26 protein-coding genes, 2 tRNA genes and 1 riboswitch are annotated in these 25,318 nt (G+C 49.0%); of the genes, 15 read left to right on the forward strand and 13 right to left on the reverse strand.

The window, feature by feature from the left end; translation table 11 throughout:
- Window positions 1-20: 20 nt before the first annotated feature.
- From aspS to rpsT, 4 genes are all read right to left on the reverse strand, one after another.
- Window positions 21-1,829 carry an aspartate--tRNA ligase gene (gene aspS / locus ACTHUR_RS04950; protein WP_004518826.1) on the reverse strand — a complete coding sequence of 603 codons (1,809 nt, stop codon included), beginning with the start codon at window positions 1,827-1,829 and terminating at the stop codon, window positions 21-23.
- A 64-nt stretch (window positions 1,830-1,893) separates the two neighbouring features.
- Window positions 1,894-2,595: a DUF502 domain-containing protein gene (locus ACTHUR_RS04955; RefSeq protein WP_039861915.1), complete on the reverse strand. Its 702-nt coding sequence runs from the start codon at window positions 2,593-2,595 to the stop codon at window positions 1,894-1,896.
- 152 nt (window positions 2,596-2,747) lie between these two features.
- Window positions 2,748-3,887 (reverse strand): phospholipase A, encoded by a 1,140-nt coding sequence (locus tag ACTHUR_RS04960; RefSeq protein ID WP_004518824.1) that lies wholly within the window; start codon window positions 3,885-3,887, stop codon window positions 2,748-2,750.
- A gap of 168 nt (window positions 3,888-4,055) precedes the next feature.
- A complete protein-coding gene (rpsT, locus tag ACTHUR_RS04965) occupies window positions 4,056-4,319 on the reverse strand; it encodes a 30S ribosomal protein S20 (protein WP_002212556.1) in 264 nt (87 codons plus the stop codon).
- Between the two features lie 307 nt (window positions 4,320-4,626).
- Here rpsT and ACTHUR_RS04970 point away from each other — a divergent pair, with 307 nt between their 5' ends.
- The gene (locus ACTHUR_RS04970; RefSeq protein ID WP_004518822.1) at window positions 4,627-5,769 is read left to right on the forward strand and encodes an extracellular solute-binding protein; all 1,143 of its coding nucleotides are present in this window, start codon (window positions 4,627-4,629) and stop codon (window positions 5,767-5,769) included.
- A gap of 75 nt (window positions 5,770-5,844) precedes the next feature.
- Here ACTHUR_RS04970 and ACTHUR_RS04975 read toward each other — a convergent pair whose 3' ends face one another.
- On the reverse strand, window positions 5,845-6,276 hold the full coding sequence (locus ACTHUR_RS04975; protein WP_003680126.1) for an EamA family transporter: 432 nt from the start codon (window positions 6,274-6,276) through the stop codon (window positions 5,845-5,847).
- Between the two features lie 178 nt (window positions 6,277-6,454).
- On the opposite strand from ACTHUR_RS04975, the gene ACTHUR_RS04980 reads away from it, so the two are divergent.
- Window positions 6,455-8,131: a formate--tetrahydrofolate ligase gene (locus tag ACTHUR_RS04980; RefSeq protein ID WP_004518820.1), complete on the forward strand. Its 1,677-nt coding sequence runs from the start codon at window positions 6,455-6,457 to the stop codon at window positions 8,129-8,131.
- Window positions 8,132-8,195: 64 nt separating this feature from the next.
- Here the strand turns inward: ACTHUR_RS04980 and ACTHUR_RS04985 are convergent, their stop codons facing one another.
- A complete protein-coding gene (locus tag ACTHUR_RS04985) occupies window positions 8,196-9,125 on the reverse strand; it encodes a glycosyltransferase family 2 protein (RefSeq protein ID WP_004518819.1) in 930 nt (309 codons plus the stop codon).
- Window positions 9,126-9,253: 128 nt separating this feature from the next.
- Window positions 9,254-10,318 (reverse strand): class II fructose-bisphosphate aldolase, encoded by a 1,065-nt coding sequence (fba, locus tag ACTHUR_RS04990; protein WP_003686828.1) that lies wholly within the window; start codon window positions 10,316-10,318, stop codon window positions 9,254-9,256.
- Between the two features lie 150 nt (window positions 10,319-10,468).
- Here fba and ACTHUR_RS04995 point away from each other — a divergent pair, with 150 nt between their 5' ends.
- The 8 genes from ACTHUR_RS04995 (at window position 10,469) to ACTHUR_RS05030 (ending at window position 17,166) form a co-directional block, all read left to right on the forward strand.
- Window positions 10,469-10,897, forward strand: coding sequence for an acyl-CoA thioesterase (locus tag ACTHUR_RS04995; RefSeq protein ID WP_070588022.1), 429 nt, complete (start codon window positions 10,469-10,471; stop codon window positions 10,895-10,897).
- 1 nt (window position 10,898) lies between these two features.
- Complete coding sequence (locus ACTHUR_RS05000; protein ID WP_070625055.1) at window positions 10,899-11,795, forward strand: tyrosine recombinase XerC; 897 nt, start codon at window positions 10,899-10,901, stop codon at window positions 11,793-11,795.
- A gap of 340 nt (window positions 11,796-12,135) precedes the next feature.
- On the forward strand, window positions 12,136-13,065 hold the full coding sequence (locus ACTHUR_RS05005) for an energy transducer TonB (RefSeq protein WP_049344498.1): 930 nt from the start codon (window positions 12,136-12,138) through the stop codon (window positions 13,063-13,065).
- 102 nt (window positions 13,066-13,167) lie between these two features.
- On the forward strand, window positions 13,168-13,827 hold the full coding sequence (locus ACTHUR_RS05010) for a MotA/TolQ/ExbB proton channel family protein (protein ID WP_049332314.1): 660 nt from the start codon (window positions 13,168-13,170) through the stop codon (window positions 13,825-13,827).
- Between the two features lie 3 nt (window positions 13,828-13,830).
- The gene (locus ACTHUR_RS05015) at window positions 13,831-14,268 is read left to right on the forward strand and encodes an ExbD/TolR family protein (protein WP_049344497.1); all 438 of its coding nucleotides are present in this window, start codon (window positions 13,831-13,833) and stop codon (window positions 14,266-14,268) included.
- Window positions 14,269-14,400: 132 nt separating this feature from the next.
- On the forward strand, window positions 14,401-16,062 hold the full coding sequence (locus ACTHUR_RS05020; RefSeq protein ID WP_070695214.1) for an electron transfer flavoprotein-ubiquinone oxidoreductase: 1,662 nt from the start codon (window positions 14,401-14,403) through the stop codon (window positions 16,060-16,062).
- 83 nt (window positions 16,063-16,145) lie between these two features.
- A complete protein-coding gene (gene folP / locus ACTHUR_RS05025) occupies window positions 16,146-16,997 on the forward strand; it encodes a dihydropteroate synthase (protein WP_070695213.1) in 852 nt (283 codons plus the stop codon).
- A gap of 93 nt (window positions 16,998-17,090) precedes the next feature.
- Window positions 17,091-17,166, forward strand: a tRNA-Ile gene (locus tag ACTHUR_RS05030).
- A 540-nt stretch (window positions 17,167-17,706) separates the two neighbouring features.
- On the opposite strand, the gene ACTHUR_RS05035 is transcribed toward ACTHUR_RS05030, so the two are convergent.
- The gene (locus ACTHUR_RS05035; protein WP_004518811.1) at window positions 17,707-18,165 is read right to left on the reverse strand and encodes an RrF2 family transcriptional regulator; all 459 of its coding nucleotides are present in this window, start codon (window positions 18,163-18,165) and stop codon (window positions 17,707-17,709) included.
- Window positions 18,166-18,311: 146 nt separating this feature from the next.
- On the opposite strand from ACTHUR_RS05035, the gene ACTHUR_RS05040 reads away from it, so the two are divergent.
- Together ACTHUR_RS05040 and ACTHUR_RS05045 are read left to right on the forward strand one after the other, a co-directional pair.
- Complete coding sequence (locus tag ACTHUR_RS05040) at window positions 18,312-18,692, forward strand: hemerythrin domain-containing protein (RefSeq protein ID WP_049344491.1); 381 nt, start codon at window positions 18,312-18,314, stop codon at window positions 18,690-18,692.
- A gap of 86 nt (window positions 18,693-18,778) precedes the next feature.
- Entirely contained in the window at window positions 18,779-19,936 is a 1,158-nt protein-coding gene (locus ACTHUR_RS05045) for an NnrS family protein (protein WP_049344489.1), read from the forward strand.
- 100 nt (window positions 19,937-20,036) lie between these two features.
- On the opposite strand, the gene ACTHUR_RS05050 is transcribed toward ACTHUR_RS05045, so the two are convergent.
- The 3 genes from ACTHUR_RS05050 to ispB form a co-directional block, all read right to left on the reverse strand.
- Window positions 20,037-20,111 (reverse strand) — tRNA-Arg (locus ACTHUR_RS05050).
- An 18-nt stretch (window positions 20,112-20,129) separates the two neighbouring features.
- Window positions 20,130-20,576 (reverse strand): DUF441 domain-containing protein, encoded by a 447-nt coding sequence (locus ACTHUR_RS05055; protein ID WP_004518807.1) that lies wholly within the window; start codon window positions 20,574-20,576, stop codon window positions 20,130-20,132.
- A gap of 4 nt (window positions 20,577-20,580) precedes the next feature.
- Window positions 20,581-21,555 (reverse strand): octaprenyl diphosphate synthase, encoded by a 975-nt coding sequence (gene ispB / locus ACTHUR_RS05060; protein ID WP_004518806.1) that lies wholly within the window; start codon window positions 21,553-21,555, stop codon window positions 20,581-20,583.
- A 263-nt stretch (window positions 21,556-21,818) separates the two neighbouring features.
- Here ispB and rplU point away from each other — a divergent pair, with 263 nt between their 5' ends.
- The 3 genes from rplU (at window position 21,819) to ubiM (ending at window position 23,886) form a co-directional block, all read left to right on the forward strand.
- On the forward strand, window positions 21,819-22,127 hold the full coding sequence (gene rplU, locus ACTHUR_RS05065; RefSeq protein WP_100066624.1) for a 50S ribosomal protein L21: 309 nt from the start codon (window positions 21,819-21,821) through the stop codon (window positions 22,125-22,127).
- Between the two features lie 27 nt (window positions 22,128-22,154).
- Complete coding sequence (gene rpmA, locus ACTHUR_RS05070) at window positions 22,155-22,427, forward strand: 50S ribosomal protein L27 (RefSeq protein ID WP_002212328.1); 273 nt, start codon at window positions 22,155-22,157, stop codon at window positions 22,425-22,427.
- A gap of 274 nt (window positions 22,428-22,701) precedes the next feature.
- Entirely contained in the window at window positions 22,702-23,886 is a 1,185-nt protein-coding gene (gene ubiM, locus ACTHUR_RS05075; protein WP_004518804.1) for a 5-demethoxyubiquinol-8 5-hydroxylase UbiM, read from the forward strand.
- A gap of 67 nt (window positions 23,887-23,953) precedes the next feature.
- Here the strand turns inward: ubiM and ACTHUR_RS05080 are convergent, their stop codons facing one another.
- Both ACTHUR_RS05080 and queF read right to left on the reverse strand, forming a co-directional pair.
- Window positions 23,954-24,631 (reverse strand): 7-cyano-7-deazaguanine/7-aminomethyl-7-deazaguanine transporter, encoded by a 678-nt coding sequence (locus ACTHUR_RS05080; RefSeq protein ID WP_049337017.1) that lies wholly within the window; start codon window positions 24,629-24,631, stop codon window positions 23,954-23,956.
- Between the two features lie 101 nt (window positions 24,632-24,732).
- Window positions 24,733-25,206 (reverse strand): preQ(1) synthase, encoded by a 474-nt coding sequence (gene queF, locus ACTHUR_RS05085; RefSeq protein WP_003748427.1) that lies wholly within the window; start codon window positions 25,204-25,206, stop codon window positions 24,733-24,735.
- Window positions 25,207-25,209: 3 nt separating this feature from the next.
- A riboswitch (PreQ1 riboswitch) is annotated at window positions 25,210-25,254 on the reverse strand.
- Window positions 25,255-25,318: the final 64 nt, after the last annotated feature.

A 25,318-nucleotide genomic window follows, 5' to 3' on the forward strand; every position in this document is an offset into this window, starting at 1 on the left:
TTAAAGGTTAAGCCGGTAAATTATGCTTCTTTTGTTTCAACTGCTTTCTGACGCAGACGTAGGCTTAACTCGCGAAGTTGTTTGTCGTCGACCACATTAGGTGCATTGGTCAGCAGACATTGTGCACGTTGTGTTTTTGGGAAGGCAATCACGTCGCGGATAGATTCTGCACCGGTCATCAGGGTAACCAGACGGTCGAGGCCGAATGCAAGGCCGCCGTGCGGAGGCGCGCCGAATTTCAGGTTGTCCAAGAGGAAGCCGAATTTCTCTTGTTGCTCTTCAGGGCTGATTTTCAGCGCGGCAAACACTTTCTCTTGTACGTCTGCGCGGTGGATACGGATAGAGCCGCCGCCGATTTCCCAGCCGTTCAATACCATGTCGTAGGCACGGGCCAGGCAGTTTGCAGGGTCGGAAACCATCAGGTCTTCATGACCTTCTTTAGGCGCTGTAAACGGATGGTGTACGGCTACGTAGCGGTTGGCTTCTTCGTCGTATTCGAACATTGGGAAATCGACAACCCACAAAGGTTTCCATTCGTCTACGAAGTAGCCGTTGTCTTTACCGTGTTCCAAGCCGACTTTAATACGCAATGCGCCGATGGCTTCGTTCACAACTTTGGTTTTGTCTGCGCCAAAGAAGATGATGTCGCCGTTTTGCGCGCCGGTACGCTCGATGATTTCTTTCAGGGCGTTTTCGGACAGGAATTTCACGATTGGAGATTGCAGGCCGCTGTTTTCGCCGTTGGAGAGGTTGCTGACATCGTTTACTTTGATGTATGCCAGACCTTTCGCGCCGTAGATGCCGACAAATTTAGTATATTCGTCGATCTCTTTGCGGCTGAATTTCGCACCGTTAGGCACGCGCAGAGCGACTACGCGGCCGCCTTTCATGTCGGCTGCACCACGGAAGACTTTGAATTCTTCGGTCTTCATTAGGTCGGTCAACTCGGTGAATTTCAAGTTGATGCGCATATCCGGTTTGTCAGAGCCGTAGTAGAACATGGCTTCAGAGTAAGGCATGCGAGGAAAGTCGCCCAAATCTACGTTTAAAGCATCTTTGAAGACTTGTTTGGCCATGCCTTCAGTGATGTCCATGATTTCATCCTCGTTCAAGAACGAGGTTTCTAAGTCGATTTGAGTAAATTCAGGTTGGCGATCGGCACGCAAGTCTTCGTCACGGAAACATTTGGTGATTTGGTAGTAACGGTCGAAACCGGCAACCATCAGCAATTGTTTGAACAATTGTGGAGATTGCGGCAGCGCGAAGAATTCGCCCGGATGAACGCGGCTTGGTACGAGGTAGTCGCGCGCGCCTTCCGGAGTGGAGCGGGTCAGCATCGGTGTTTCGATGTCGATGAAGCCTTGTGCGTCCAAGTAGCGGCGAACGCCCATGGCCACTTGGTAACGCAGGCGCAGGTTGCGTTGCATGGCAGGACGGCGCAAGTCGATAACGCGGTTGGTCAGGCGAACGTTTTCGCTGATGTTTTCATCGTCGATTTGGAACGGAGGCGTAGCGGCAGCGTTCAAGACTTCGATTTCTTTGGCAAGGATTTCGATTTTGCCGGAAATCATTTTGTCGTTGGTTGTACCTTCTGGACGGTTGCGTACGCGGCCGGTAATGCTTAAAACGTATTCGTTGCGGGAAGAGTCGGCAGCGGCAAATGCTTCCGGAGTATCAGGGTCGATAACGACTTGAACGATGCCTTCGCGGTCGCGCAGGTCGATAAAAATCACACCGCCGTGGTCGCGTCGGCGGTGTACCCAGCCTTTGACGGTAACGGTTTGGTCTAAGTATTGCTCGCTGATAAGGCCGCAATAGTTGGTACGCATAAAATCACCTTTTTATATTGTTCAATTTGAAAAGAAGGAAAGGCCGTCTGAAAAAAAGAAGACCTTAATTGTTGTGTTCGGTATCACCGTCTTCAGACGGCTTTTGGGCAGGTAGGGCTTTAACTGGTAAGTCGTCCGGCATCACCATGCCCAGTGAAATTACATATTTCAATGCCTGATCCACACTCATGTCCAGCTCGCGAACGTCGCTTTTTTTAACCATGATGTAGTAGCCGCCGGTCGGGTTGGGCGTGGTTGGGACGTAAACGGAAATATAGTCGTCATCTTGCGGCAGGCTGCCTTTGAGTTTGTCGGGGATATGGCCGGAAACAAAGGCTATCGTCCAAATGCCCGGTTGCGGAAAGGGAACCAGTACGGGGGTTTTGAACGAGCGGCTACTGTCGGAGAGCAGGGATTCGGAAACTTTTTTAACGCTGGAGTAGATGGATTTGACGACGGGAATGCGTCCTAAAAGGCTGTCCCATGCGCCGAGAATCCGTCTGCCCAATACGTTGGCGGCGAATACACCGGTAACGAACAAGACGACTGTGGCGGCGACGATGCCCAAGCCGGGAATGTTGAACCCCCAGAAATGCTGGGGCTGCCAGCTTTCCGGTAATAGGTTGATCAGTTTGTCGGCGGCGGAGATGATATAGCTCATCGCCCAGATGGTTACGGCAATCGGCAACCAAACCAGCACGCCTGTAATCAGGTATTTCTTTAAAGCCTTGGCGATTTTTCCGCTTTCGGCTGCGGCTTCTGTCATCTTTGTTTCATTCCGGCAAGTTTTGCCCAAACTTTGCATTATACGCGTTTGGACGCTAGGAAACGAGTATTTTAAACGAATGGCTTGTTTTGTTTCATTGTTTCAGACGGCTGCCTTGATTGCAAAGGCCGTCTGAAATAATATGGGGTCATTTAGATGCCGTCCCAGTCGTTGAACATCAGGCCGAAGCCGATGCCGTTTTGTTTGTGGTTGTAGTCAATCAGACTTTCGCCGTAGCCGTGGAAGCCGCGGACAACGCCTTTGAGTTTGCCTTTGATGGGGAAAGTATAGGCCGCTTCAACGGCACCGCGTCCGCTTTTCGGGTTGTAACGCAGGACGGAATAAACATTTTGCTTATCGTTGAAACGGTATTGGACTTTTAAGTCGCCGTAGCCCATGTATTTGTTGATGTCCGGATTGTCATCGTCATCCCCTTTTTGGTCGAAGGCACGCACCCAAACTCTAGGAATAACGGTCAGCTTGCCCCATTCCATACCGGCCATGGCGTAAACGCGGTTCCATGAGCGTGATTCGGGGCGGCTTTGACCGTTGGATTGGTGAACAAAACCTGCGCCAACCATGCGCAGTTTGCCGCCGAAAGGCAGGTCTGCTTTAACGGGTTGGGTAATGAAGATTTCAGGCTCGTAGTCGGTATTGCGGAACGGAGCGGATTTGCGGCCTTGGTTAAAGATTTGCCAGTCGGATTTTTGGGTGTAGCCAAACCATACGTCGGCACGGGTCTTGAATAAATCTTCGGCAATCTTGCTTTTGAAGGAAACCTGCATTTTGGTTTCGAGGCGTTTTTGCTCGCTGAATTTTTCCTGTGTGGTTACGCCGCGGCTGGGGGATTCCGGGTAATAGTTGGGGCTGCTGTTGTACCAAACGGGCATGAGGTACATAGGGTTGTGCTCGCGTACGCTCAACAGGCCGCGTGTGTCGTTTTTATCCAAATCGTACATCAGGCTTAAAGGTGTGTAGCTGTCGGTAGTTTCGCTTAATACGTCGTCTGAAATATTCGGATGGGTAGGGTTGTCGAATACGATGGCCGCTTCTTTTTTCTCGATGCTCTTGCGGACGCTTTGTTCGAGGTCAACTGGTGTTTTGGCGGTTTCGGTTTGCGCTTGCGGCAGTGGGAATTGAGGGGGGAGTTGCGCCGAGTAGATGTTGTCGTAACACGCCAAACGGGTGGCGTTGTCTTGAATGGTGGTGCAGTGTAGGGCGGTATCGGCGGCGGCCAGCGGGGCGGCGGCAATGAATCCGATACTTAGGGAATGTTTCAACATCTTGTTCATGAGAGTTTCCGTTGTTTTCCAGACGGCCTGATGAAAGGGTAAATGGTTTTATTTAGTTGGTTTGGACTGTGAATACGGCAATGCCCCTGAAAGGCAAGACCTCAGGGGCATCGTATCAGCTCGATTATCCTGCTTTGGTTATCAGGACTTCCAGCATCTGCATCAGTATTAAGCCAAAGCTTTTACTTTAGCAGACAGACGGCTTTTGTGACGGGCTGCTTTGTTTTTGTGGAATACGCCTTTGTCAGCGATACGGTCGATGACTTTAACGGATTCTTGGTAAACTGCTTGAGCAGCAGCTTTGTCGCCGGCTTCAACTGCTTTCAACACTTTTTTCACAGCGGTACGGAATGCAGTACGCAGGCTGGCGTTGTGGGCGCGTTGTTTAACCGACTGGCGGGCACGTTTGCGGGCTTGTGCGCTGTTTGCCATATTGAATATCTCCTGAAAAATAAATTCTGTAAACGCGCAATTTTAAAGACAGATTTCCTTATATGCAAGCTTTTTCTCTATAACGCGCGCAAATCAGCCGTATTTTGCCCAAAAACTACAGCCGGTGCAACGCTTTTGGTAAAAAGATGGTGTTGCTTTGCCTTATTTCAATAAAAATCAGATGGATATTGCTTTGCGTTTGCTTACGTTTCCATTACAATAACCTAACTCTGCGCCGGGGTGTTTATGGGGTGCAGGGTTTCTTATTTATTGACATTAACCACTCTTTCATCAGGAATCTGCCCGTATGAAAAAATCCGTATTAGCCGTATTGGCCGCATTGTCTTTGGCCGCGTGCGGCGGTGGCGAGAAAAAAGCCGAGCAACCTCAAGCAGGCAGCGCGCCTGCTGCCAATACCGAAGCAGCCGCCACCGATACTTTGAATATCTACAACTGGTCAAACTACGTTGACGAAAGTACAGTCGAAGACTTCAAAAAAACCAACAATTTGAAGCTGACTTACGATTTGTATGAAAACAACGAAACGTTGGAAGCCAAAATGCTGACCGGCAAATCCGGCTATGACTTGGTTGTACCCGGTATTGCCTTCCTGCCGCGCCAAATTGAGGCAGGTGCATACCAAAAAATCAATAAGGATCTGATTCCGAACTACAAAAACATCGACCCTGAATTGCTGAAGATGTTGGAAACCGCCGACCCTGGCAATCAATACGCCGTTCCATACTTCTCAGGTGTGAATACGATTGCGATTACGGCGAAGGGCAAAGAGCTTTTGGGCGGAAAATTGCCTGAAAACGGCTGGGATTTGCTGTTCAAACCCGAATACACCAACAAGCTGAAATCTTGTGGCATCGCTTTGTGGGATACCCCGAGCGAAATGTTCCCAATCTTGTTGAACTACTTGGGTAAAGATCCTAAAGGCTCGAATCCTGAAGATTTGAAAGCGGCGGCGGAAGTGTTGAAGTCTATCCGTCCTGACGTGAAACGTTTCAGCCCTTCCATCATTGACGAATTGGCGCGCGGCGATATCTGCTTGGCGGCAGGTAACGGCGGCGACTTGAACTTGGCCAAAGCGCGTTCCGAAGAAGTGAAAAACAACGTCGGCATTGAAGTGTTGACACCGAAAGGCATGGGCTTCTGGATTGAATCTTGGTTGATTCCGGCTGATGCAAAAAACATCGCTAATGCCCACAAATACATCAACTACACACTTGATCCCGAAGTGGCTGCGAAAAACGGTATTGCCGTGACCTTCGCCCCGGCCAGCAAACCGGCACGCGAAAAAATGCCTGCAGAGCTGGTGAATACACGTTCTATTTTCCCGAACGAGCAAGACATGAAAGACGGTTTCGTCATGCCTCAAATGAGCGCAGATGCGAAAAAACTGTCTGTCAACTTGTGGCAAAAAATCAAAGTCGGTTCAAATTAATTGTGAGCTGATTGTTTGAAGCAAAGCAAAGGCCGTCTGAAATTTTTCAGACGGCCTTTTTTGATGTCCCAATTTTTATCGTTTCAAAGCCAAAGTCAATACGCCTGCGGTTACCAAGCCTAAGCCTATCCATTCCTGCGTGCTTGGGCGCTCGTCTAAGAAAACGACGGCCATCAGGGCAACCAAGACCAGGCTGAATTTGTCGACGGGCGCGACTTGTGAGGCGTTGCCCAGTTGCAGGGCTTTGAAGTAGGCAAGCCAAGATGCGCCGGTAGCGAGGCCGGATAGGATGAGGAATGTCCAGTTGCGGCCGGTAAAGCCGTTCACACCCTGCCATTTGCCGGTGTAGGTTAAAAACAATACCAAAGCGGCGAGGATGACCAAGGTGCGGATAAAGGTGGCGAAATCTGAATCTATGCCCTGTAAACCCATTTTGGCGAAAATGGCGGTCAATGAGGCGAAGCCTGCCGATGCCAATGCCCAAAACAGCCATGCGTTACTGCTCATGTTTTATTCCTTTGTTTCAAATTGTTGACAATATGAATCCGCTTGTTGATGAAATATCGAAATTTTCACTGCGGTTTGTCTTTGGAAAACGCTATAATAGAACTAATATTCTTTTTCTTCCAGCCGTCTTTATTATATTGTTTCAGACGGCCTTTCCCTCTCTCAATAAAGGAAAATCATGAGCTTCAAAACCGATGCTGAAATTGCCCAGTCTTCCACCATGCGCCCGATTGGTGAAATTGCCGCCAAGCTGGGTTTGAACGTTGACAACATCGAGCCCTATGGTCATTACAAAGCCAAAATCAATCCTGCCGAGGCATTCAAGCTGCCGGAAAAACAAGGCCGTCTGATTTTGGTTACCGCCATTAATCCGACTCCTGCGGGTGAGGGTAAAACCACCGTAACCATCGGTTTGGCGGACGCATTGCGCCATATCGGCAAAGACTCGGTTATCGCCCTGCGCGAGCCTTCTTTGGGTCCGGTGTTTGGTGTTAAAGGTGGTGCGGCAGGCGGCGGCTATGCCCAAGTTTTGCCGATGGAAGACATTAACCTGCACTTTACCGGCGACTTTCACGCCATCGGTGCGGCGAATAACCTGCTCGCCGCCATGCTCGACAACCATATCTATCAAGGCAATGAGTTGAACATCGATCCGAAACGCGTGCTGTGGCGTCGCGTGGTCGATATGAACGATCGTCAGTTGCGCAACATTATCGACGGTATGGGCAAACCTGTTGACGGTGTGATGCGTCCCGATGGTTTTGACATTACCGTTGCGTCCGAAGTGATGGCAGTATTCTGTCTTGCCAAAGACATCAGCGATTTAAAAGAGCGTTTGGGCAACATCCTTGTCGCCTATGCCAAAGACGGCAGCCCTGTTTACGCCAAAGATTTAAAAGCGAATGGCGCGATGGCGGCATTGCTTAAAGATGCGATTAAGCCTAACTTGGTACAAACCATCGAAGGCACTCCGGCCTTTGTACACGGCGGCCCGTTCGCCAACATCGCCCACGGCTGTAACTCTGTAACCGCTACCCGTTTGGCGAAACACCTTGCCGATTACGCCGTAACCGAAGCAGGCTTCGGCGCGGATTTGGGCGCGGAAAAATTCTGCGACATCAAATGCCGTCTGGCGGATTTGAAACCTGATGCGGCTGTTGTCGTGGCTACCGTCCGCGCTTTGAAATACAACGGCGGCGTGGAGCGTGCCAATCTCGGCGAAGAAAACCTCGAAGCCTTGGCAAAAGGCCTGCCTAATCTGCTGAAACACATTTCCAACCTGAAAAACGTATTCGGCCTGCCTGTGGTGGTTGCCATCAACCGCTTTGTGTCCGACTCCGATGCCGAGTTGGCCATGATTGAAAAAGCCTGTGCGGAACACGGCGTCGAAGTTTCCTTGACCGAAGTGTGGGGTAAAGGCGGCGCGGGTGGTGCAGACTTGGCGCACAAAGTCGTCAACGCCATCGAAAATCAACCGAATAACTTCAATTTTGCCTACGATGTTGAGTTGAGCATTAAAGACAAAATCCGTGCGATTGCCCAAAAAGTGTACGGCGCGGAAGATGTCGATTTCAGCGCAGAAGCGTCTGCCGAAATCGCTTCACTGGAAAAACTGGGCTTGGACAAAATGCCGGTCTGCATGGCGAAAACCCAATATTCTTTGAGCGACAACGCCAAACTCTTGGGCTGCCCTGAAGGCTTCCGCATTACCGTGCGCGGTATTACCGTTTCTTCCGGTGCGGGCTTCATCGTTGCGCTGTGCGGCAACATGATGAAGATGCCGGGTCTGCCGAAAGTTCCAGCTGCCGAGAAAATCGATGTGGATGCAGACGGCGTGATTCATGGCTTGTTCTGATTTAGATTGATTTTGAAATAGATAAAGGCCGTCTGAAACGAGGTTTCAGACGGCCTTTTATAATTTAAGTGAATTTCAACCGGCTTTTTAAGAAATTGAAGAAATTGTCTATCATGTCGAACATCGTATTGCGGTCTTCGCCAAACAAAGAAATGCTGCGGTCCTTACTGATTCTGTCATACGCGGCAAAAATGGTTTTCAGCTCTTCGGTGGTCAAGCGCAGTTGCTTTTCGTACAAGATGCGGCTTAAGAGCGTTACTTCCGTCGCGTTCAAATCAGGGAAGAGATGACTGATCCACAACTCCATGGTGTATTGGACGGATCTGTTGATTTTGTCTCTTTTTTTGCTTTCTTGATTTGTGTGTATCCTGTATGACAACAAAGACTCGGGCAGGTTGGCAAAGGTTTTGCCATGTAGGGCGCATTGTACCCACATATGGAAATCGGGAGCGGTTTCTGTCGCGGTGTAGTTTATCCCAAGGTTTTTAATGCTATCGTGCCGCCACATGGTGGTGGGGTTGAACATGTTTTGGGCGGCAAAGGAGAGAAAGGCTTTAATGTCTTTGTCGAGCAGGGGGAGGTCGCTTAAAACGGGTTCTCTTCCGGTTTGGTCGTCGAAAAAGATGGTGGCTTGGCTGCCGACAATATCGATTTCGGGATGGCTGTCTAAAAACTGAATCTGTTTTTCAAAACGATCCAAGGCGCAAATATCGTCTGCGTCCATTCGTGCCACATATTCGACCTTTACGTCTTTGAGCATATCCATGGCAAATTGGCAGGCAAACGGCTCGCCCCTGTTTTCCGGAAGGTGGAAAACCTGCAAACGTGAATCTTTAGCTGCGTAAGCCTCGAGGATTTCGCCGGTTTTGTCTGTTGAAGCATCGTTGATGGCGATGACGAAAAAGTCACGGAATGTTTGATTCAATACCGAATCCAAGCATTCGGGCAAATAAGCTTCGGCACAATAGGCCGGCAAAATAACGGCGAGTTTCATGTTTGCTTTCGATGTGTTTTGATGTGTAGTCGGTGGAAGATTTTACTATAAATTTCCCAAAAGCTAAGGCCGTCTGAAACCTTATTTTCAAGTTTTCAGACGGCCTTAGTGTGAATCCGAGATACGGATTATTTAACGATTTGGTTCAATTCGCCTTTGGCGTATTTGGTTGCCATTTTTTCCAAAGAAATCGGTTTGATTTTGTCGGCTTGGCCTTCGCAACCGAATGCGAGGTAGCGGTCAAGACAGATTTGTTTCATGGCTTCGACGGTTTTGCTCAAGTATTTGCGCGGGTCGAATTCGGATGGGTTTTCTGCCATGAAGCGGCGGATGGCACCGGTAGAGGCGAGGCGCAAGTCGGTATCGATGTTGACTTTGCGCACGCCGTGTTTGATGCCTTCGACGATTTCTTCTACAGGTACGCCGTAGGTTTCACCAATTTTGCCGCCGTGTTCGTTGATGACTTTCAGCCATTCTTGCGGAACGGAGCTGGAACCGTGCATCACGATGTGGGTGTTGGGCAGGGCTTGGTGGATTTCTTTGATGCGGTCGATACGCAATACGTCGCCTGTGGGCGGACGGGTGAATTTGTATGCACCGTGGCTGGTACCGACGGCAATAGCCAATGCGTCAACGCCGGTATCTTTAACGAAACGTACGGCATCTTCGACGCTGGTCAGCATTTGGTCGTGGGAAAGTTTGCCCACTGCGCCGACGCCGTCTTCTTCGCCGGCTTCTCCGGTTTCGAGGTTGCCCAATACGCCGATTTCGCCTTCGACGGACACGCCGCAAGCGTGGGAGAAGTTAACGACGGTACGGGTGGCGTTGACGTTGTATTCGTAAGAAGAAGGGGTTTTGCCGTCTTCCATCAGCGAGCCGTCCATCATCACAGAGGAGAAGCCCAGTTGGATGGAGCGTTGGCACACATCAGGAGATGCGCCGTGGTCTTGGTGCATTACGACAGGGATGTGCGGGAATTCTTCAACTGCGGCCAAAATCAGATGGCGCAGGAATGGGGCACCTGCGTATTTGCGTGCGCCTGCGGATGCTTGAACGATAACGGGGGCGTTGACTTGGTCGGCCGCCTCCATGATGGCGCGCATCTGTTCGAGGTTGTTAACGTTGAATGCGGGCAGACCGTAGCTGTTTTCGGCAGCATGGTCCAATAATTGGCGCATGGATACGAGTGCCATGAGAAGCTCCTGAAGTAGTGAAGGGTAAATTTATCCGATAAATTATAATGTTTTTTGAAATGAAAAACTACAAGCTGCTACATTGTTTTTATATATTAACGAACAGGGTCTCGGTTTATAATGGCGTGGTATTGAAAACGGGTGTGCAAAATGGATAGGATTTCGGTGGCCAAGTGTGATAAGCCTTTGTTTCAGACGGCCTTGACGGTGCAGGTGGGCGATGTGAACTATGGCGGCCATTTGGCGAACGATGCTGTGTTGCGTTTGTGCCATGAAGTGCGGATGCGTTGGTTGGCGAAGCTGGGTTGGAGCGAAATGGATGCTGGAGGGGCAGGCCTGATTATGGCGGATGCGGCGGTGCAGTATTTGGCGCAAGGTCATCATGGCGATGAGCTGTCGGTAGAAATGGGGGCGGCAGGCATGGCCGGTGTGGGCTTTTCTTTGTTGTACCGTATCCGCAGGATTTCAGACGGCCTTGTGCTGGCGAAAGTACAGACAGGCATGGTGTGTTTTGATTATGGCAAACAACGCGTCTGCCGTCTGCCTTCGGCCTTGAAAGCAGCATTGGAGGCCGTCTGAAATGGCGGAATCAAATAATTTTGCGCTTCATCTTGAACGCTATCTGAAAACCTTGCTGCAACAAGGCAAGTCGGAGCATACCGTTTCCGCTTATCGGCGCGATTTGAGTGAATTGATGCGCCTATTGCCCGATAATCTGGAAAACGGTCTGCCGACGCGCCGTGATTTTGTGGCGGTATTGAAAAAGCTGTCGCAAAAGGGCTTGAGCGAAAGCAGCTTGGCGCGGAAATTGTCGGTATGGCGGCAGTATTGCAGTTGGCTGGTGCAGATAGAAGTCATGGAAAGCGATCCGACATTTAATATGAAAGCGCCGCGCCTGCCCGAACGCTTGCCTAAAGCACTACCGCAAGAACCTTTAAACCATATCCTTGACCATGCGCCTGTTGATGACGAATTGGACGTGCGCGATAAGGCCATGTTTGAATTGATGTATGGTAGCGGTTTGCGCCTGAGCGAGATACAAGGTTTGAATCTGGACGGTATCGTTTTGGACGAAGGCTGGGTCAGTGTGAAGGGTAAAGGCGGCAAGCAGCGGCAAGTGCCTTTGGTGGGCAAGAGCATTGCGGCATTGCGTGATTATTTGGCAGTGCGTATTGCCAAAGAGGGCGAGCAGGCCTTGTTTACTAATAAGAACGGCGGCAGGCTGGGGCAACGTCAAATTCAAAAACGCCTGCAGGCGTGGGCAGTGCGCGTGGGCAGCGCCAGCCATATCTCGCCGCACATGATGCGCCACAGCTATGCAACCCATCTTTTGCAGGCATCGGGCGATATCCGCGCCGTACAGGAATTGTTGGGTCACAGCAACCTTTCCGCTACGCAAGTTTATACAAAGCTGGACTTTGACCATTTGGCGCGCGTTTATGATGAGGCGCACCCAAGGGCGAAACGGAAAAAATGATTTTGTTTGAATCAGGCCGTCTGAAAGAATGTTTTCAGACGGCCTGATGTTTTATACAGATGATTTGAAACCATTTGAATTTTGATCGGTCTGATGAGGTTTCGATATTGGTTTAATGTGCGGATAGCATAAACGCCGGAAGAATAGGCTGTTTTGTCTTACCGTTTATCTTTTAAAACGACCTTTTGTTTGATAATATTAGTAATGAGAGCTAATATCATATTATGATATGCAGCCTTTAAAACAGCAGGTCTATAAACTTTCTCTATAAGCATTAATGCTTATTTTGACTGTAAAACGACTTGCAAACGGGAATTGTTGCTATTAACATAACGGAATTATGGATAAAAAACGAATTTTAACTCCAGCCGTCGTGACTTCCGTTGCGTTGATTCACGTCGGCTTGGTTGCACTTTTATGGCACGCGCACAAACCGCCTCCTGTCGAAATGGCGAATATTGAATTTGTCGATTTAGGCGATTTCGGCGGTGGCGACGGTAGTCCTGAGGGCGAAGGCGCACCTGCAGCCCCCGAGCCTACTCCAGAACAACCGAAACCCAAGCCGAAACCCAAACCTAAGCCTGTCGAACCGCCCAAACCTGTTATCAAACCTGTGGTAACGAAAAAAGAAAAAGCGGATATCGTGCAGCAAAAGGAAAAACCGAAACCTATCGAGAAACCTAAGCCCGAGCCTAAGCCGGAACCCAAACCTGAGCCGAAGCCCGAGCCAAAACCTGAACCAAAACCAGAGCCGAAGGCAGAACCTAAACCATCTCCTAAAGCATCTGAATACTCAGGCAGCAAAACCGGGCCGAACACTGCTGAAAACGGTAAAGGCAACGGCGAAGGCAAAGCCTTGAGTGGAGAAGGAAAAGGCAACGGCGGCGGTACGAAAGGTACAGGCAGCGGCCGTGGCGAAGGCGGCGGATCCGGTAGCGGCGGTGCGAAAGGCGAACATGGTTCCGGTACCGGTGGCGGAGGTGGTGGCAGCGGTACAGGTGCCGGCAGCAGTAAAGGCAATCCGGCAAAAGGAACCTGCCATATTCCGAGACCTCCGTATCCTTCACTGTCCACTGAAAATGGCGAAGAGGGCTTGGTTGTTTTGAAAGTCTTGGTTGGTCCCGGCGGTAAAGTGGATTCAATTAGTGTGAATAAATCAAGTGGTTATAGTCGTCTGGATAATGCAGCGCGTAAAGCCGTTAAAGATGGTAGCTGTCATGCAAGCGTTTGGACTGAATTTAAAGTACCTGTCAAATTCACGCTTGAATAAGTATCTAGGACTAAGCTGATTGATTGGAAAATATATGCTGTTGGGGAATATTTTTAAATGACCCGATAGAAATTTTAATTTTATTTTTAACTTGGAAAAATTATGGATTTAAGTTTAGTTTTCAAATCAGGTGATGTGGTACTGATTGGTGTATTTGTCCTGATGTTGTTGATGAGTGTGGTGACTTGGAGTGTCATTGTGATTCGCTGCATCAAATACCGCAAAGCGAAAAAAGGCAATGCTCAGGTAAAAGAGTTGATGTTGAATGCGTTTACGCTGGCTGATGCCGTACAAAAAGCCAAAGCGGTAGAAGCACCGATGAGCAATGTTGCCGATGAGTCTCTGCGCGCATACCAAAACTACCGTCAAACGACAAGCAAATCGCTGATTGACGAATTGCCTTTGAATGAATACTTGGTCGTTCACATCCGCAACAGCATGTCACAAACCATGCGTCAGTTCGACTATGGCATGACCGCGTTGGCCTCCATCGGCGCAACCGCTCCGTTTATCGGCCTGTTGGGTACTGTTTGGGGTATTTACCATGCCCTGATCGGCATCAGCGAAAGCGGTCAAATGAGCATTGCTGCGGTAGCCGGTCCGATTGGTGAGGCTTTGGTATCGACTGCCGTCGGCCTGTTTGTAGCGATTCCGGCTGTATTGGCATACAACTTCCTCAATCGCGGTACAAAAACCATCGCGCAAGATATGGACGCATTTGCACATGACCTGCATGTCCGCCTTCTGAATCAAAAGGATTAAATCATGGCTTTCGGATCAATGAATTCTGGCGATGATGCGCCGATGTCGGATATCAACGTTACACCTTTGGTGGACGTGATGCTGGTGTTGCTGATTGTATTTATGATTACCATGCCGGTGCTGACCCACTCGATTCCTTTGGAGTTGCCGACTGCTTCGGAAAAAGCGGCGAAAGAGGATAAGCAGCAGCCTAAAGATCCTTTGCGTTTGAGCATTGATGCCAATGGTGCTTATGTTGTTGGCGGAGATTCGGATAACAAAGTGGATTTGGCAACGGTAACTGCCAAGCTGAAAGAAGCCAAAGCGAAAAACGAAGATGTGATTGTGGCGATTGCGGCGGATAAAGCGGTTGAATACGATTATGTCAACCAAGCCCTGCAAGCGGCGCGCGAAGCCGGTATCAGCAAAATCGGTTTTGTAACGGAAACCAAAGCGCAGTAATCTTTTGAATACAGTAAAGGCCGTCTGAAATTTGAGTAAAGTTTCAGACGGCCTTTTGTTGTATTTGGTAACTATATGTCCAGGCTGTATAATTAGCGGATTAAATTGAATAATGACAATACAGGAACCACTATGACAGAAACCATCGAGCGCGACAGTATGCAATACGATGTCGTGATTGTCGGCGCAGGCCCGTCGGGTTTGTCTGCCGCCATCAAACTCAAGCAGCTTGCCGAAAAGAATGGACGCGAAATCAGCGTTTGCGTGGTGGAGAAGGGTTCGGAGGCCGGTGCGCACTCGCTAGCCGGTGCCATCATCGATCCGATTTCTTTGAATGAGTTGATTCCTGATTGGAAAGAAAAAGGCGCGCCGCTGACGCGTACAGTGACGAAGGACAGGGTTTTGTTCCTGACCGAGAAAAAAGCCTTCAACTTGCCGGTTACCCCGAATTTCGACAACCATGCGAACTATATTGCCAGCTTGGGTGAAGTCGTGCGCTGGTTGGCAGAGCAGGCGGAAAATTTGGGCGTGGAAATCTATCCGGGCTTTGCCGCCGCCGAAGTGCTGTATCACGAAGACGGTTCGGTCAAAGGCATTGCGACCGGCAATATGGGTGTGGGCAAAGACGGCGAACCGACCGATTCATTTCAGCCCGGCATGGAGCTTTGGGCGCAGCAAACCCTGTTTGCCGAAGGCTGTCGCGGCTCGCTTTCCAAGCAAGTCATTGAACAATTCAAGCTCGACCAAAACAGCGAACCGCAAACTTACGGCTTGGGCATTAAAGAAATTTGGGAAGTGCCGTCTGAAAAACATCAGCCCGGTTTGGTCATGCACAGCGCAGGCTGGCCGTTGGACAGCAAAACCTACGGTGGCTCGTTTATTTATCACTTTGATGAAAACAAAGTCGCTGTCGGTTTTGTGGTCGGCTTAGATTATCAAAACCCTTATCTGTCGCCGTTTGAAGAGTTCCAACGTTTCAAAACCCATCCTGAAATCCGCAAAACCTTTGAAGGCGGCCGCCGTATCGCTTATGGCGCGCGTTCGTTGATTGAAGGCGGTTTGCAAAGCCTGCCGAAACTCTCGTTTAAAGGTGGCGTTTTGGTCGGCGATGCGGCGGGTTTCCTGAATATGCCGCGCATCAAAGGCATTCATACGGCCATGAAATCCGCCATGCTTGCCGCAGAAGCCGTGTTCCCTATGTTGGAAAACCTCGAGGAAGTGGAAAGCTTCGACAGCGGCAAAGAGGCGGCGGATTATCAGCAACGTTTTGAACAAAGCTGGCTGTATCAAGAGCTTTACGCCGCGCGCAATGTCCGTCCGTCATTTAAATGGGGCGTTTACCTCGGCTCAATCTATACCGGCATCGACCAAATGATTTTCAGAGGCAAAGCCCCGTGGACCTTGAAACATCACGGCAAAGACAACGAGCAGCTCAAAAAAGCCGCCGAATGCAAGCCGATTGATTATCCGAAGCCCGACGGTGTGTTGACTTTCGACCGTTTGAGCAGCGTCTTCCTTGCCAACCTTGCGCACGAAGAAAACCAGCCCGACCATTTGGTACTGAAAAATCCGCAAGTCATGATAGACGTAAACTACAAAGAATACGCCTCGCCCGAAACCCGCTATTGTCCGGCCGGCGTATATGAAATCGTCGAAGAAAACGGCAGTCCGCGCCTGCAAATCAACGCTGCCAACTGCGTCCACTGCAAAACGTGCGACATCAAAGACCCGACGCAAAACATCACTTGGATTTGCCCCGAAGGCGCAAGCGGTCCGAATTACGGCGGAATGTAATTGACTGTTTGAAGTTAAAACCTAAAGGCCGTCTGAAAAATTTCAGACGGCCTCTATCCTATTATTTCATCAATGGAAGCATTATGAACACACGCATTTGGCAGGCAGGCCGATTTGAAATCGCCTTGGACAAACCGAAAATCATGGGCATCGTCAATCTGACCCCCGATTCATTTTCCGATGGCGGCACCTATTCGCAAAATGTCTCAATAGCATTGACACATGCCGAGCAGCTGCTGAAAGACGGCGCGGATATTCTCGATATCGGCGGCGAATCTACCCGCCCGGGTTCGGATGATGTTTCTCTCGAAGAAGAATGGGCCAGGGTGCAGCCGGTTTTAGTGGAAGTGGCCAAGTGGAATGTTCCCGTCAGCTTGGATACGCGCCGTACGGCGATTATGGAAAAAGCCTTGGCACAAGGCGGCGTCGATATTATCAACGATGTTGCCGCATTGAGTGATGAAGGCGCAGTCGCCTTGTTGGCGCAACAGCCGAAGACGGGCGTGTGTCTTATGCACATGCAGGGTTTGCCCAAAACCATGCAGCTTAATCCGCAATATCAAGATGTCGTCGAAGAGGTCGCGCGCTATTTAAAAGCACGCGCGGCAGAATGCGTTCAAGCAGGCATTGCCCCTGAACGCATCACGCTGGACCCCGGCTTCGGTTTCGGCAAAAACCTGCAACACAACATCACCCTGATAAAACATTTGCCTGAATTGATGGAAGCAACCGGATTCCCCCTTCTGATCGGCGTATCGCGCAAACGTATGATTGGCGAACTGACAGGCGAACAAGATGCCGCCAAACGCGTACACGGCAGCGTCGCAGCTGCTTTGGCCTCAGTGGCTAGAGGCGCGCAAATCATCCGTGTTCACGATGTCAAAGCAACATCGGACGCTTTGAAAGTTTGGGAAGCATTGGGCGTATCGGCATAATGCCCGAATAGAAAACCAACAGGCCGTCTGAAACATTTGCTCGGCATCTTGAACAAGCAACAAGTTATGCTATAATCCGCATCTACTCTTGACGGGTCTGTAGCTCAGGGGTTAGAGCAGGGGACTCATAATCCCTTGGTCGTGGGTTCGAAACCCACCGGACCCACCAAATATTAAAAATGCCCGAGGCTTTTGGCTTCGGGCATTTTTGTATTTATTGGTTTGTGAAGGGTTGGAATATAATGTCGAGTATAGAAATTCGGTTATGTCGTCCAATATATTTTTTAGGGAAAATTCTTTTTAAAAAAGAAGGAGTAGTTTGGTGGAGTTATTGCCTTATTTTCTGTTTTGTTTAGTATTTTTGTATTTTATTGCAATTATAATTAATTCAGTAATAGTATATAAAATATTAAAATCAGAAGGGGTAGATATAGGTTTTTTTGAATATCTATTTATTGGAAGTATGCAATTTAAATTTTTCAGAGTGCTATTTGGAATACAAAAAATATCCAATAAATTTTATTTGAAAATATTAAGAATAAATTTTACGGTTGCTATGATTATTCTTATTTTGGGTTTTTCTGTTGTCTTATATTCAACATATTTAGTATAAAAAATAACCTATCAAATGAAAGTCAGCTATTTAAGTTGTAGAATGTTTTGTAAACCAATGCCGTCTGAAAATCTTTATTTCAGACGGCCTGAAGATTTAGTCGGCCGTTCCGCGTATTTCGTTGATTGGGATGCGCGGTGTATAAAGTATGTCGTAAGTCGGCTTGTCCAGCAGATCTTGCAGTGAGTATTGATCTAAATGATTGAAGAAGGCTTTGATGGCACCGGTGATGATACCGGTCAGTCGGCAGGATGGGGTGATGAGGCATTCGTTGTTGTCGCCCATGCATTCGACAACCTGCATCGGCTCAAGATGGCGTACCACTGCACCGATATTGATGTTTTCAGGATTGTCTGCCAAGCGCAAACCGCCGCCTTTGCCGCGCACGCTGACCAGAAAACCGCCTTTGACTAATGAGGTAACCACTTTCATCAAATGGCTTTTGGAAATATTGTAAGTCTCGGCAATAGTGCCGATATTGACGAGGGTGTCGTCGTTGATGGCGGTATAAACCAATACGCGCAATCCGTAATCGGTATGTTGGGTCAGATACATGGCTGGCTCTTTAGATATTTTTATTATATGTCAAAAGCGTAGTGCTTGGTGAGGGGCTGTTTGACTTTATGTGGGATTGGGTTTCATAATATCTGAAACATTTGAATTAATCCAGTTTGACAGACTGTTGCCATTATAACGAACTTATGAAGCCCTTGAAACGCCATCCTGCCTTAATAGAACTTTCCCGCGAACATCATGGTTCGCTGTCGTTGTGCGTCCGTCTTCTGCGTACGCCCGATCAAAGCCATCAGGCGGAGCTGGAGCCTCATTTTGTTGAGCTTGAGCCACATTTTTGGGAAGAGGAAACCATGTTTGCGCCGTATTGGGATAAAATTGACCCTGCGTTGCGGCAGCGTTTTGAAGGCGATCATGCCAAATTACGCGCGATGATGGCGCATCCTGAATATATGAATGAATCATGGAATAAGGAGTTTGCTGTCACTTTGCGCGATCATGCGCGCTTTGAGGAGCGCGAGCTTTTCCCTGCGATTGAACCTTTTTTGCCTTTGCCTGAGAATGTGTAACAGGAAAGGGAATTGATGGCCGTCTGAAAAGTTTCAGACGGCCTCTGTTGCTGTTTTATGATGATATAAAAATTGAAGGAACCACCATGACCGATTTGTTCAAACACCCGGTTTGGGCAATGGCCTTCCGCCCGTTTTATTCGTTGGCGGCTTTGTATGGCGCATTGTCTATACTGCTTTGGGGCTTCGGCTTTCAGGGTACGCCTGAGTTGCCGGGTTTTTATTGGCATGCCCATGAAATGATTTGGGGCTATGCCGGATTGGTTGTCATTGCATTTTTATTGACGGCCGTGGCGACTTGGACAGGCCAGCCGCCGACACGCGGTAAGGCTTTGGCCGGTTTGACCGCATTTTGGCTGTTGGCCCGCATTTGTATGTTTATTCCTGGTTGGGGGGTAACGGCAAGCGGCATATTCGGTACGATCTTTTTCTGGTATGGCGCGGTATGCATGGCTTTGCCGGTAATTCGTTCTCAAAACAAGCGCAACTATGTTGCCGTGTTCGCTATTTTTGTTTTGGGCGGCACCCATTTCGCCTTCCATCTGAAAGTGCAGCCGTTTGATGCCATTGCGCTGATGACCGGTTTGCAATCCGGTTTGATTATGGTGGCCGGTTTTATTGGTTTGATCGGTATGCGGATTATCTCGTTCTTTACGTCCAAACGCCTGAACGTGCCGCAAATCCCCAGCCCTCAATGGGTGGCGCATGCTTCACTTTGGCTGCCTATGCTGACCGCCATGCTGATGGCGCATAACATTTTGCCGGGACTGGCCGCGTTGTTTGCGTTGGCTGCCGGTGTGATTTTTACCGTGCAGGTGTACCGCTGGTGGTATAAAGCCGTGCTGAAAGAGCCTATGCTTTGGATTTTGTTTGCCGGCTATCTGTTTACTGGCTTGGGCTTGATTGCGGTCGGTCTTTCTTATTGGATTCCAAGTTTCCTGAATTTGGGTGTGCACCTTATCGGCGTTGGCGGTATCGGCGTGCTGACTTTGGGCATGATGGCGCGAACTGCGCTTGGCCATACCGGCAACTCCATTTATCCGCCGCCTAAAGTGGTTCCTGTCGCCTTTTGGCTGATGATTGCCGCAACGGTTGTCCGTGTTTTGGCTACCTTTGTGAGCGGTACGGCATACACGCACAGTATTCGTTGCTCCGCCGCTTTGTTTGCCGCCTCTTTGCTGTTGTACGCATGGAAATATATTCCTTGGCTGATCCGTCCGCGTTCGGATGGTCGTCCGGGTTAACGGTTTGGCGAAATGAGAAGGCCGTCTGAAAAGTTTCAGACGGCCTTTATTGTTGATAATAAAAAAGCCTTTCAAAGTATGAAGGCTTTTCTTGAAACTGTGGCCTCGCCAACAGGAATCGAACCTGTATTTTACGCTTAGGAGGCATACGTTCTATCCGTTGAACTATGGCGAGGCGGTAAAGGAGGGGATTTTAAACCTTTCCAGCAAAAAAAGACAATAAGCCGGCGGCAATCAAAGGGCCGACCGGAATGCCGCCGACAAAGGCAACGCCGATGACCGTGCCGATTAATAATCCGGTTACCAAAACAGGCTGTTCGCTCATCAATGGAACGCCGCGTCCGGCAAGCCAGGCAACCAAAATGCCGATAAGGACGGCAGCAATCATTTTGAAATTGATAAACTCGGAAACCGGCGGAATCTGGATTTTACCGGAAACCAACGGACTCAATACGCCGATGGTCAGCAGGATGATGCCCAGATGCAAACCGTGTTTTTCCACCAAGGGAAGATATTGCGACAAGGCCGTCTGCTGCATGAGCAGCAATACCGCCGCCGAAATCGTAATCGAGTTGTTGTTGCTGACGACGCCCAAAAAAATCAGCGTAACCAGAAACAAAGGGACAAAGCTGAAATTCATCGGATTAAGATACTCGGGCTAAAGATTCTTTTGCCAGTTGGATCATGGCTTCTTTGACTTCGCTGTCAGGCAACACGTCCAATGAAGCGATGGCTTTGTCAACGGCTTTTTTCGCTTCAGAAATCGAATACGGCAAAGCGTCGGAGTTGACGACATAGTCGTGGATTTTTTCAAAATAGCTGCGGTCGGCATTTTCCAAAGCATAGCGCACATCGTTGGCGGCCTGCTCGGAGCCGTTTCGCATCAGGTAAATCAATGGCAGGGTAGGTTTGCCTTCTGCCAAATCGTCGCCGACGTTTTTGCCGATTTCTTCGGTTTCGCCTGAATAGTCCAAAACATCGTCAATGATTTGGAAAGCCGTACCGACGTACATGCCGTAGTCTTTCAAGGCTTGCTCGTGTTCGGGGGAAGCCTTGCCCAAAATTGCGCCGACTTGCGCGGCCGCTTCAAACAATTTTGCTGTTTTGTATTGGATAACTTGGACGTATTGCTCTTCGGTAATATCCGTATTGCCGATGTTCATCAGCTGCATGACTTCGCCTTCGGCGATGATGTTGGTCGCATCGGCCATCACTTCCAATATACGCATACTGCCTGAACCGACCATCAGTTGGAAGGCGCGTGTATAGAGGAAGTCGCCGACCAAAACGGCCGCTGCGTTGCCGAAGAGATTGTTTGCGGTTTTACGGCCGCGGCGCAATTCACTTTCGTCAACGACATCGTCGTGCAGGAGGGTGGAGGTGTGGATGAATTCCACCATCGCTGCCAGCGAATACAGCTTTTCATCGTCATGCCCGACTGCTTTGCCTGCCAAAATGGTAATAATCGGACGCAGTCGCTTACCGCCCGCGCTGATGATGTATGTGCCAATTTGCGAAATCAGCGCGACATCGGATTGAACAGCTTGGTTGATGACCGCGTTCACTTTGGCAAGGTCATCGGGCAGGTGGCGTTGGAAGTAAGGCAGGTTTTCGAGCATAAAACATTCTCTGTTGATAAAACGGAGCGGAGGCTCCAATGAATCTGTTTAAACCCGTACATTCGGTCGGGGTAATAACGTTGCATAAAGATATCAGCAATCCAGCGCGTGATTATATCAGTTAAAAAGCATGCAACATATCTTTCAGACGGCCTTTTCAGTTGTAAATAAAATAAATTTTGACAAAATAGGCAAATAGAAATAGAATAGCTCGTTTCGCACATGGTGTGCGGAATGTTAACCTAATTCTCATGGAGTTGAGTATGTACGCGGTCATAAAAACCGGCGGTAAACAATACAAAGTTTCCGTTGGCGAAAAATTGAAAGTAGAACAGATACCAGCCGAACTCGACAGCCAAATCGAACTGACTGAAGTTTTGATGATTGCTGACGGCGAATCTGTAAAAGTAGGCGCACCTTTTATCGAAGGCGCAAAAGTAACAGCCAAAGTCGTTGCTCATGGTCGTGGCGAGAAAGTACGCATTTTCAAAATGCGTCGTCGCAAACACTACCAAAAACGCCAAGGCCATCGCCAAAATTTCACCCAAATCGAAATCGTGGCAATCGCCTAATTTCAAGTAAGTTCAGGAGTATTACAAATGGCAAGTAAAAAAGCAGGCGGTAGCACCCGCAACGGTCGCGATTCAGAAGCCAAACGCTTGGGCGTTAAAGCCTACGGCAACGAGCTGATCCCGGCAGGCTCCATCATCGTTCGTCAACGCGGTACTAAATTCCACGCAGGTGACAACGTAGGCATGGGCAAAGACCACACTTTGTTTGCTAAAGTCGACGGTTACGTTGAATTCAAAACCAAAGGCGCGCTGAACCGTAAAACTGTCAGCATCCGTCCTTACACCGGTTCTGAAGAATAATCGTTTTACGATTGAAAGCCGCATTCCCTTTTCGGAATGCGGTTTTTGTTTATCTGAATGTTTGTCCGTTTGATAAAATCCGTATGTCGTGAAGCTTGATTTATATTAAGGCCAAAGTAAAAACGCGCTTACAATTGATAACATTTGTTTTATTCTATCAATGCTTTCTATATAATCTATCAAATGCCTTTGATTTACCCTCATGTAGCTAAACACAGTAAACTTAAGGCCGTCTGAAAAAATCCGTATCAGTTGAATACAAGGAATTCCTCCCATGAGCTTACACAGTGATATTCTCGTCGTCGGCGCAGGCCCTGCCGGATTAAGTTTTGCCGCAGAGTTGGCCGGAAGCGGTTTGAACATAACCCTGATTGAAAGAAGTCCTTTAGAAGTGTTGCAAAATCCGCCGTATGACGGCCGTGAAATCGCACTGACGCACTTGTCGCGCGAAATCATGCAGCGATTGGGTATGTGGGATTTGATTCCAAAAGACGAAATTTATCCTTTGCGCGATGCCAAAGTGTTGAACGGTCATTCCGATTACCAGCTCCACTTCCCGCAACCGACAGAGGCACGCGGTGAGCCTGCGGACTGCTTGGGCTATTTGATTTCCAATCACAACATCCGTAAAGCCGCTTATGAAGTCGTGTCCAAATTGGATAACGTCAAAATCTTGACCGGCACCAATGTTAAAGAAGTTAAAACTTCCGACAATGAGGCGCAAGTTATTTTGGAAAGCGGCGAAGTATTGACCGGCCGTCTGTTGTTGGCCGCCGATAGCCGCTTCTCGCAAACGCGCCGTCAATTGGGCATTTCTTCCGATATGCACGATTACAGCCGCACTATGTTTGTGTGCCGCATGAAGCATACTTTGTCTAATCTGCATACCGCATATGAATGCTTCCACTACGGCCGTACCATTGCGTTGCTGCCTTTGGAAGAGCATTTAACCAATACGGTGATTACGGTGGACAGCGATAAAGCCGAGACGATTAAAAACATGTCGCCGGAAGAGTTGGCAGCCAGCGTGAAAGAGCAACTCAAAGGCCGTTTGGGTGATATGGAATTGGTCAGCACCATTCACAATTATCCTTTGGTCGGCATGATTGCCCAACGTTTCTACGGCAAACGCAGCGCGTTGATCGGCGATGCCGCAGTCGGTATGCATCCGGTTACTGCGCACGGTTTCAACTTGGGTCTGGCAAGTGCCGATCTTTTGGCTAAATTGGTTCTTGAAGCCGAGCAACGCGGTCAGGATATTGGTGCGAAGAGCCTGCTGGAAAAATACAGCACCAAGCATATGCTACACGCCCATCCGATTTACCACGGCACCAATATGCTGCTGAAACTCTTTACCAATGAAACTGCTCCGGCAAAACTGCTGCGCGGTTTGGTATTGCGTGCAAGCAATAACTTCCCGCCGCTGAAAAAACTGATTACCAAACAATTAACCGGTTAATTGTTTAAAACATAAAAGGCCGTCTGAACGATTAAAGTTTCAGACGGCCTTGTTTTTTATCTACTGCTTATTTGGCTAAAACCGATTCGGGCATTTCTTGACGGACGTTTAAGGAAGTCAGTTTTTTGGTCAAGATGCTCAATACGATGCCGTAGGCAGGCAGGAAGAAGAGGGTGCAGATGGCAAGTTTGAATAGATAGTCGACAAATGCGATGCCTTGCCAGTTTGCCGCCATAAATTCATCGTTGCTCGCATAAAAGGCAACGGCGAAAAACACCAGCGTATCCAAAGCGTTGCCGACAACGGTAGAAGCTGTGGGGGCAATCCACCATGATTTTAGACGGCGTAATCTGTTGAACACGAAAATATCGAGGATTTGCCCGAGCGCATAGGCAGAAAAGCTGGCCAATGCGATACGGCCGACGAAGGTGTTAAATTCGGCTAAAGATGCCCAGCCTGTCCAGTTGCCGTCATGAAAGAGGACGGAGAAGACGTAAGAGAGCAGCAGGGCGGGGAACATCACCCAAAAAATAATCCGTCTCGCCAACGGTGCGCCGAAAATGCGCACGGTCAGGTCGGTTGCGAGGAAGATAAAGGGGAAGGAAAATGCGCCCCAAGTGGTAAAGATACTGAAAATTTGAAAGGGGAACTGCACCAGATAGTTGCTGGCGGCGATAATAAAAATATGGAAAAGCACCAGCCAGAAGAGCGCTTTCTTCTGCTGTGCGGCAGTAAATTCGTACATGGAAATCTTTCGGAAGTTTTTTCAGACGGCATGAAGCCTTGCGAGACCGTGCAATAGAGAAAGTCTTGCAATGAAAAGGGCGTTAGGCCGTCTGAATAGGATTATTGTGCATCGTGCTCAAACAGGCGTTTGCGTGCCAAAGCTTCAAACTCTGTGCCTGCTTTGCCGTAGTTGGCAAACGGATGAATGGCGATGCCGCCGCGCGGTGTGAATTCGCCGAATACTTCGATGTATTTCGGATCCATCAGGGCGATGAGGTCTTTCATGATGATGTTGACGCAGTCTTCATGGAAGTCGCCGTGGTTGCGGAAGCTGAAGAGATAGAGTTTCAGTGATTTGCTTTCCACCATTTTGATATGGGGGATGTAGCGGATGTAGATGGTGGCAAAGTCGGGCTGGCCAGTCATCGGGCAGAGGCTGGTGAACTCGGGGCAGACGAATTTGACGAAATAGTCGTTGTCTGGATGTTTGTTGTCGAACGCTTCCAAAATTTCAGGCGCGTATTCGCTTGGGTATTGGGTTTTCTGGTTGCCCAAAAGGGAGATGCCTTGCAGCTCTTCGTTGTTGCGGGACATGAGGTTTCCTTAGTTTTTTAATGTGGGAGGTTTTCGAACCACGGGGTGCGGATTGTAATATAAATTGCATGACTTGTGCGGATTTTATAGCGATGAATCAGCAGGATAGCTT

This window comes from Neisseria sp. P0021.S007, from assembly GCF_051956855.1.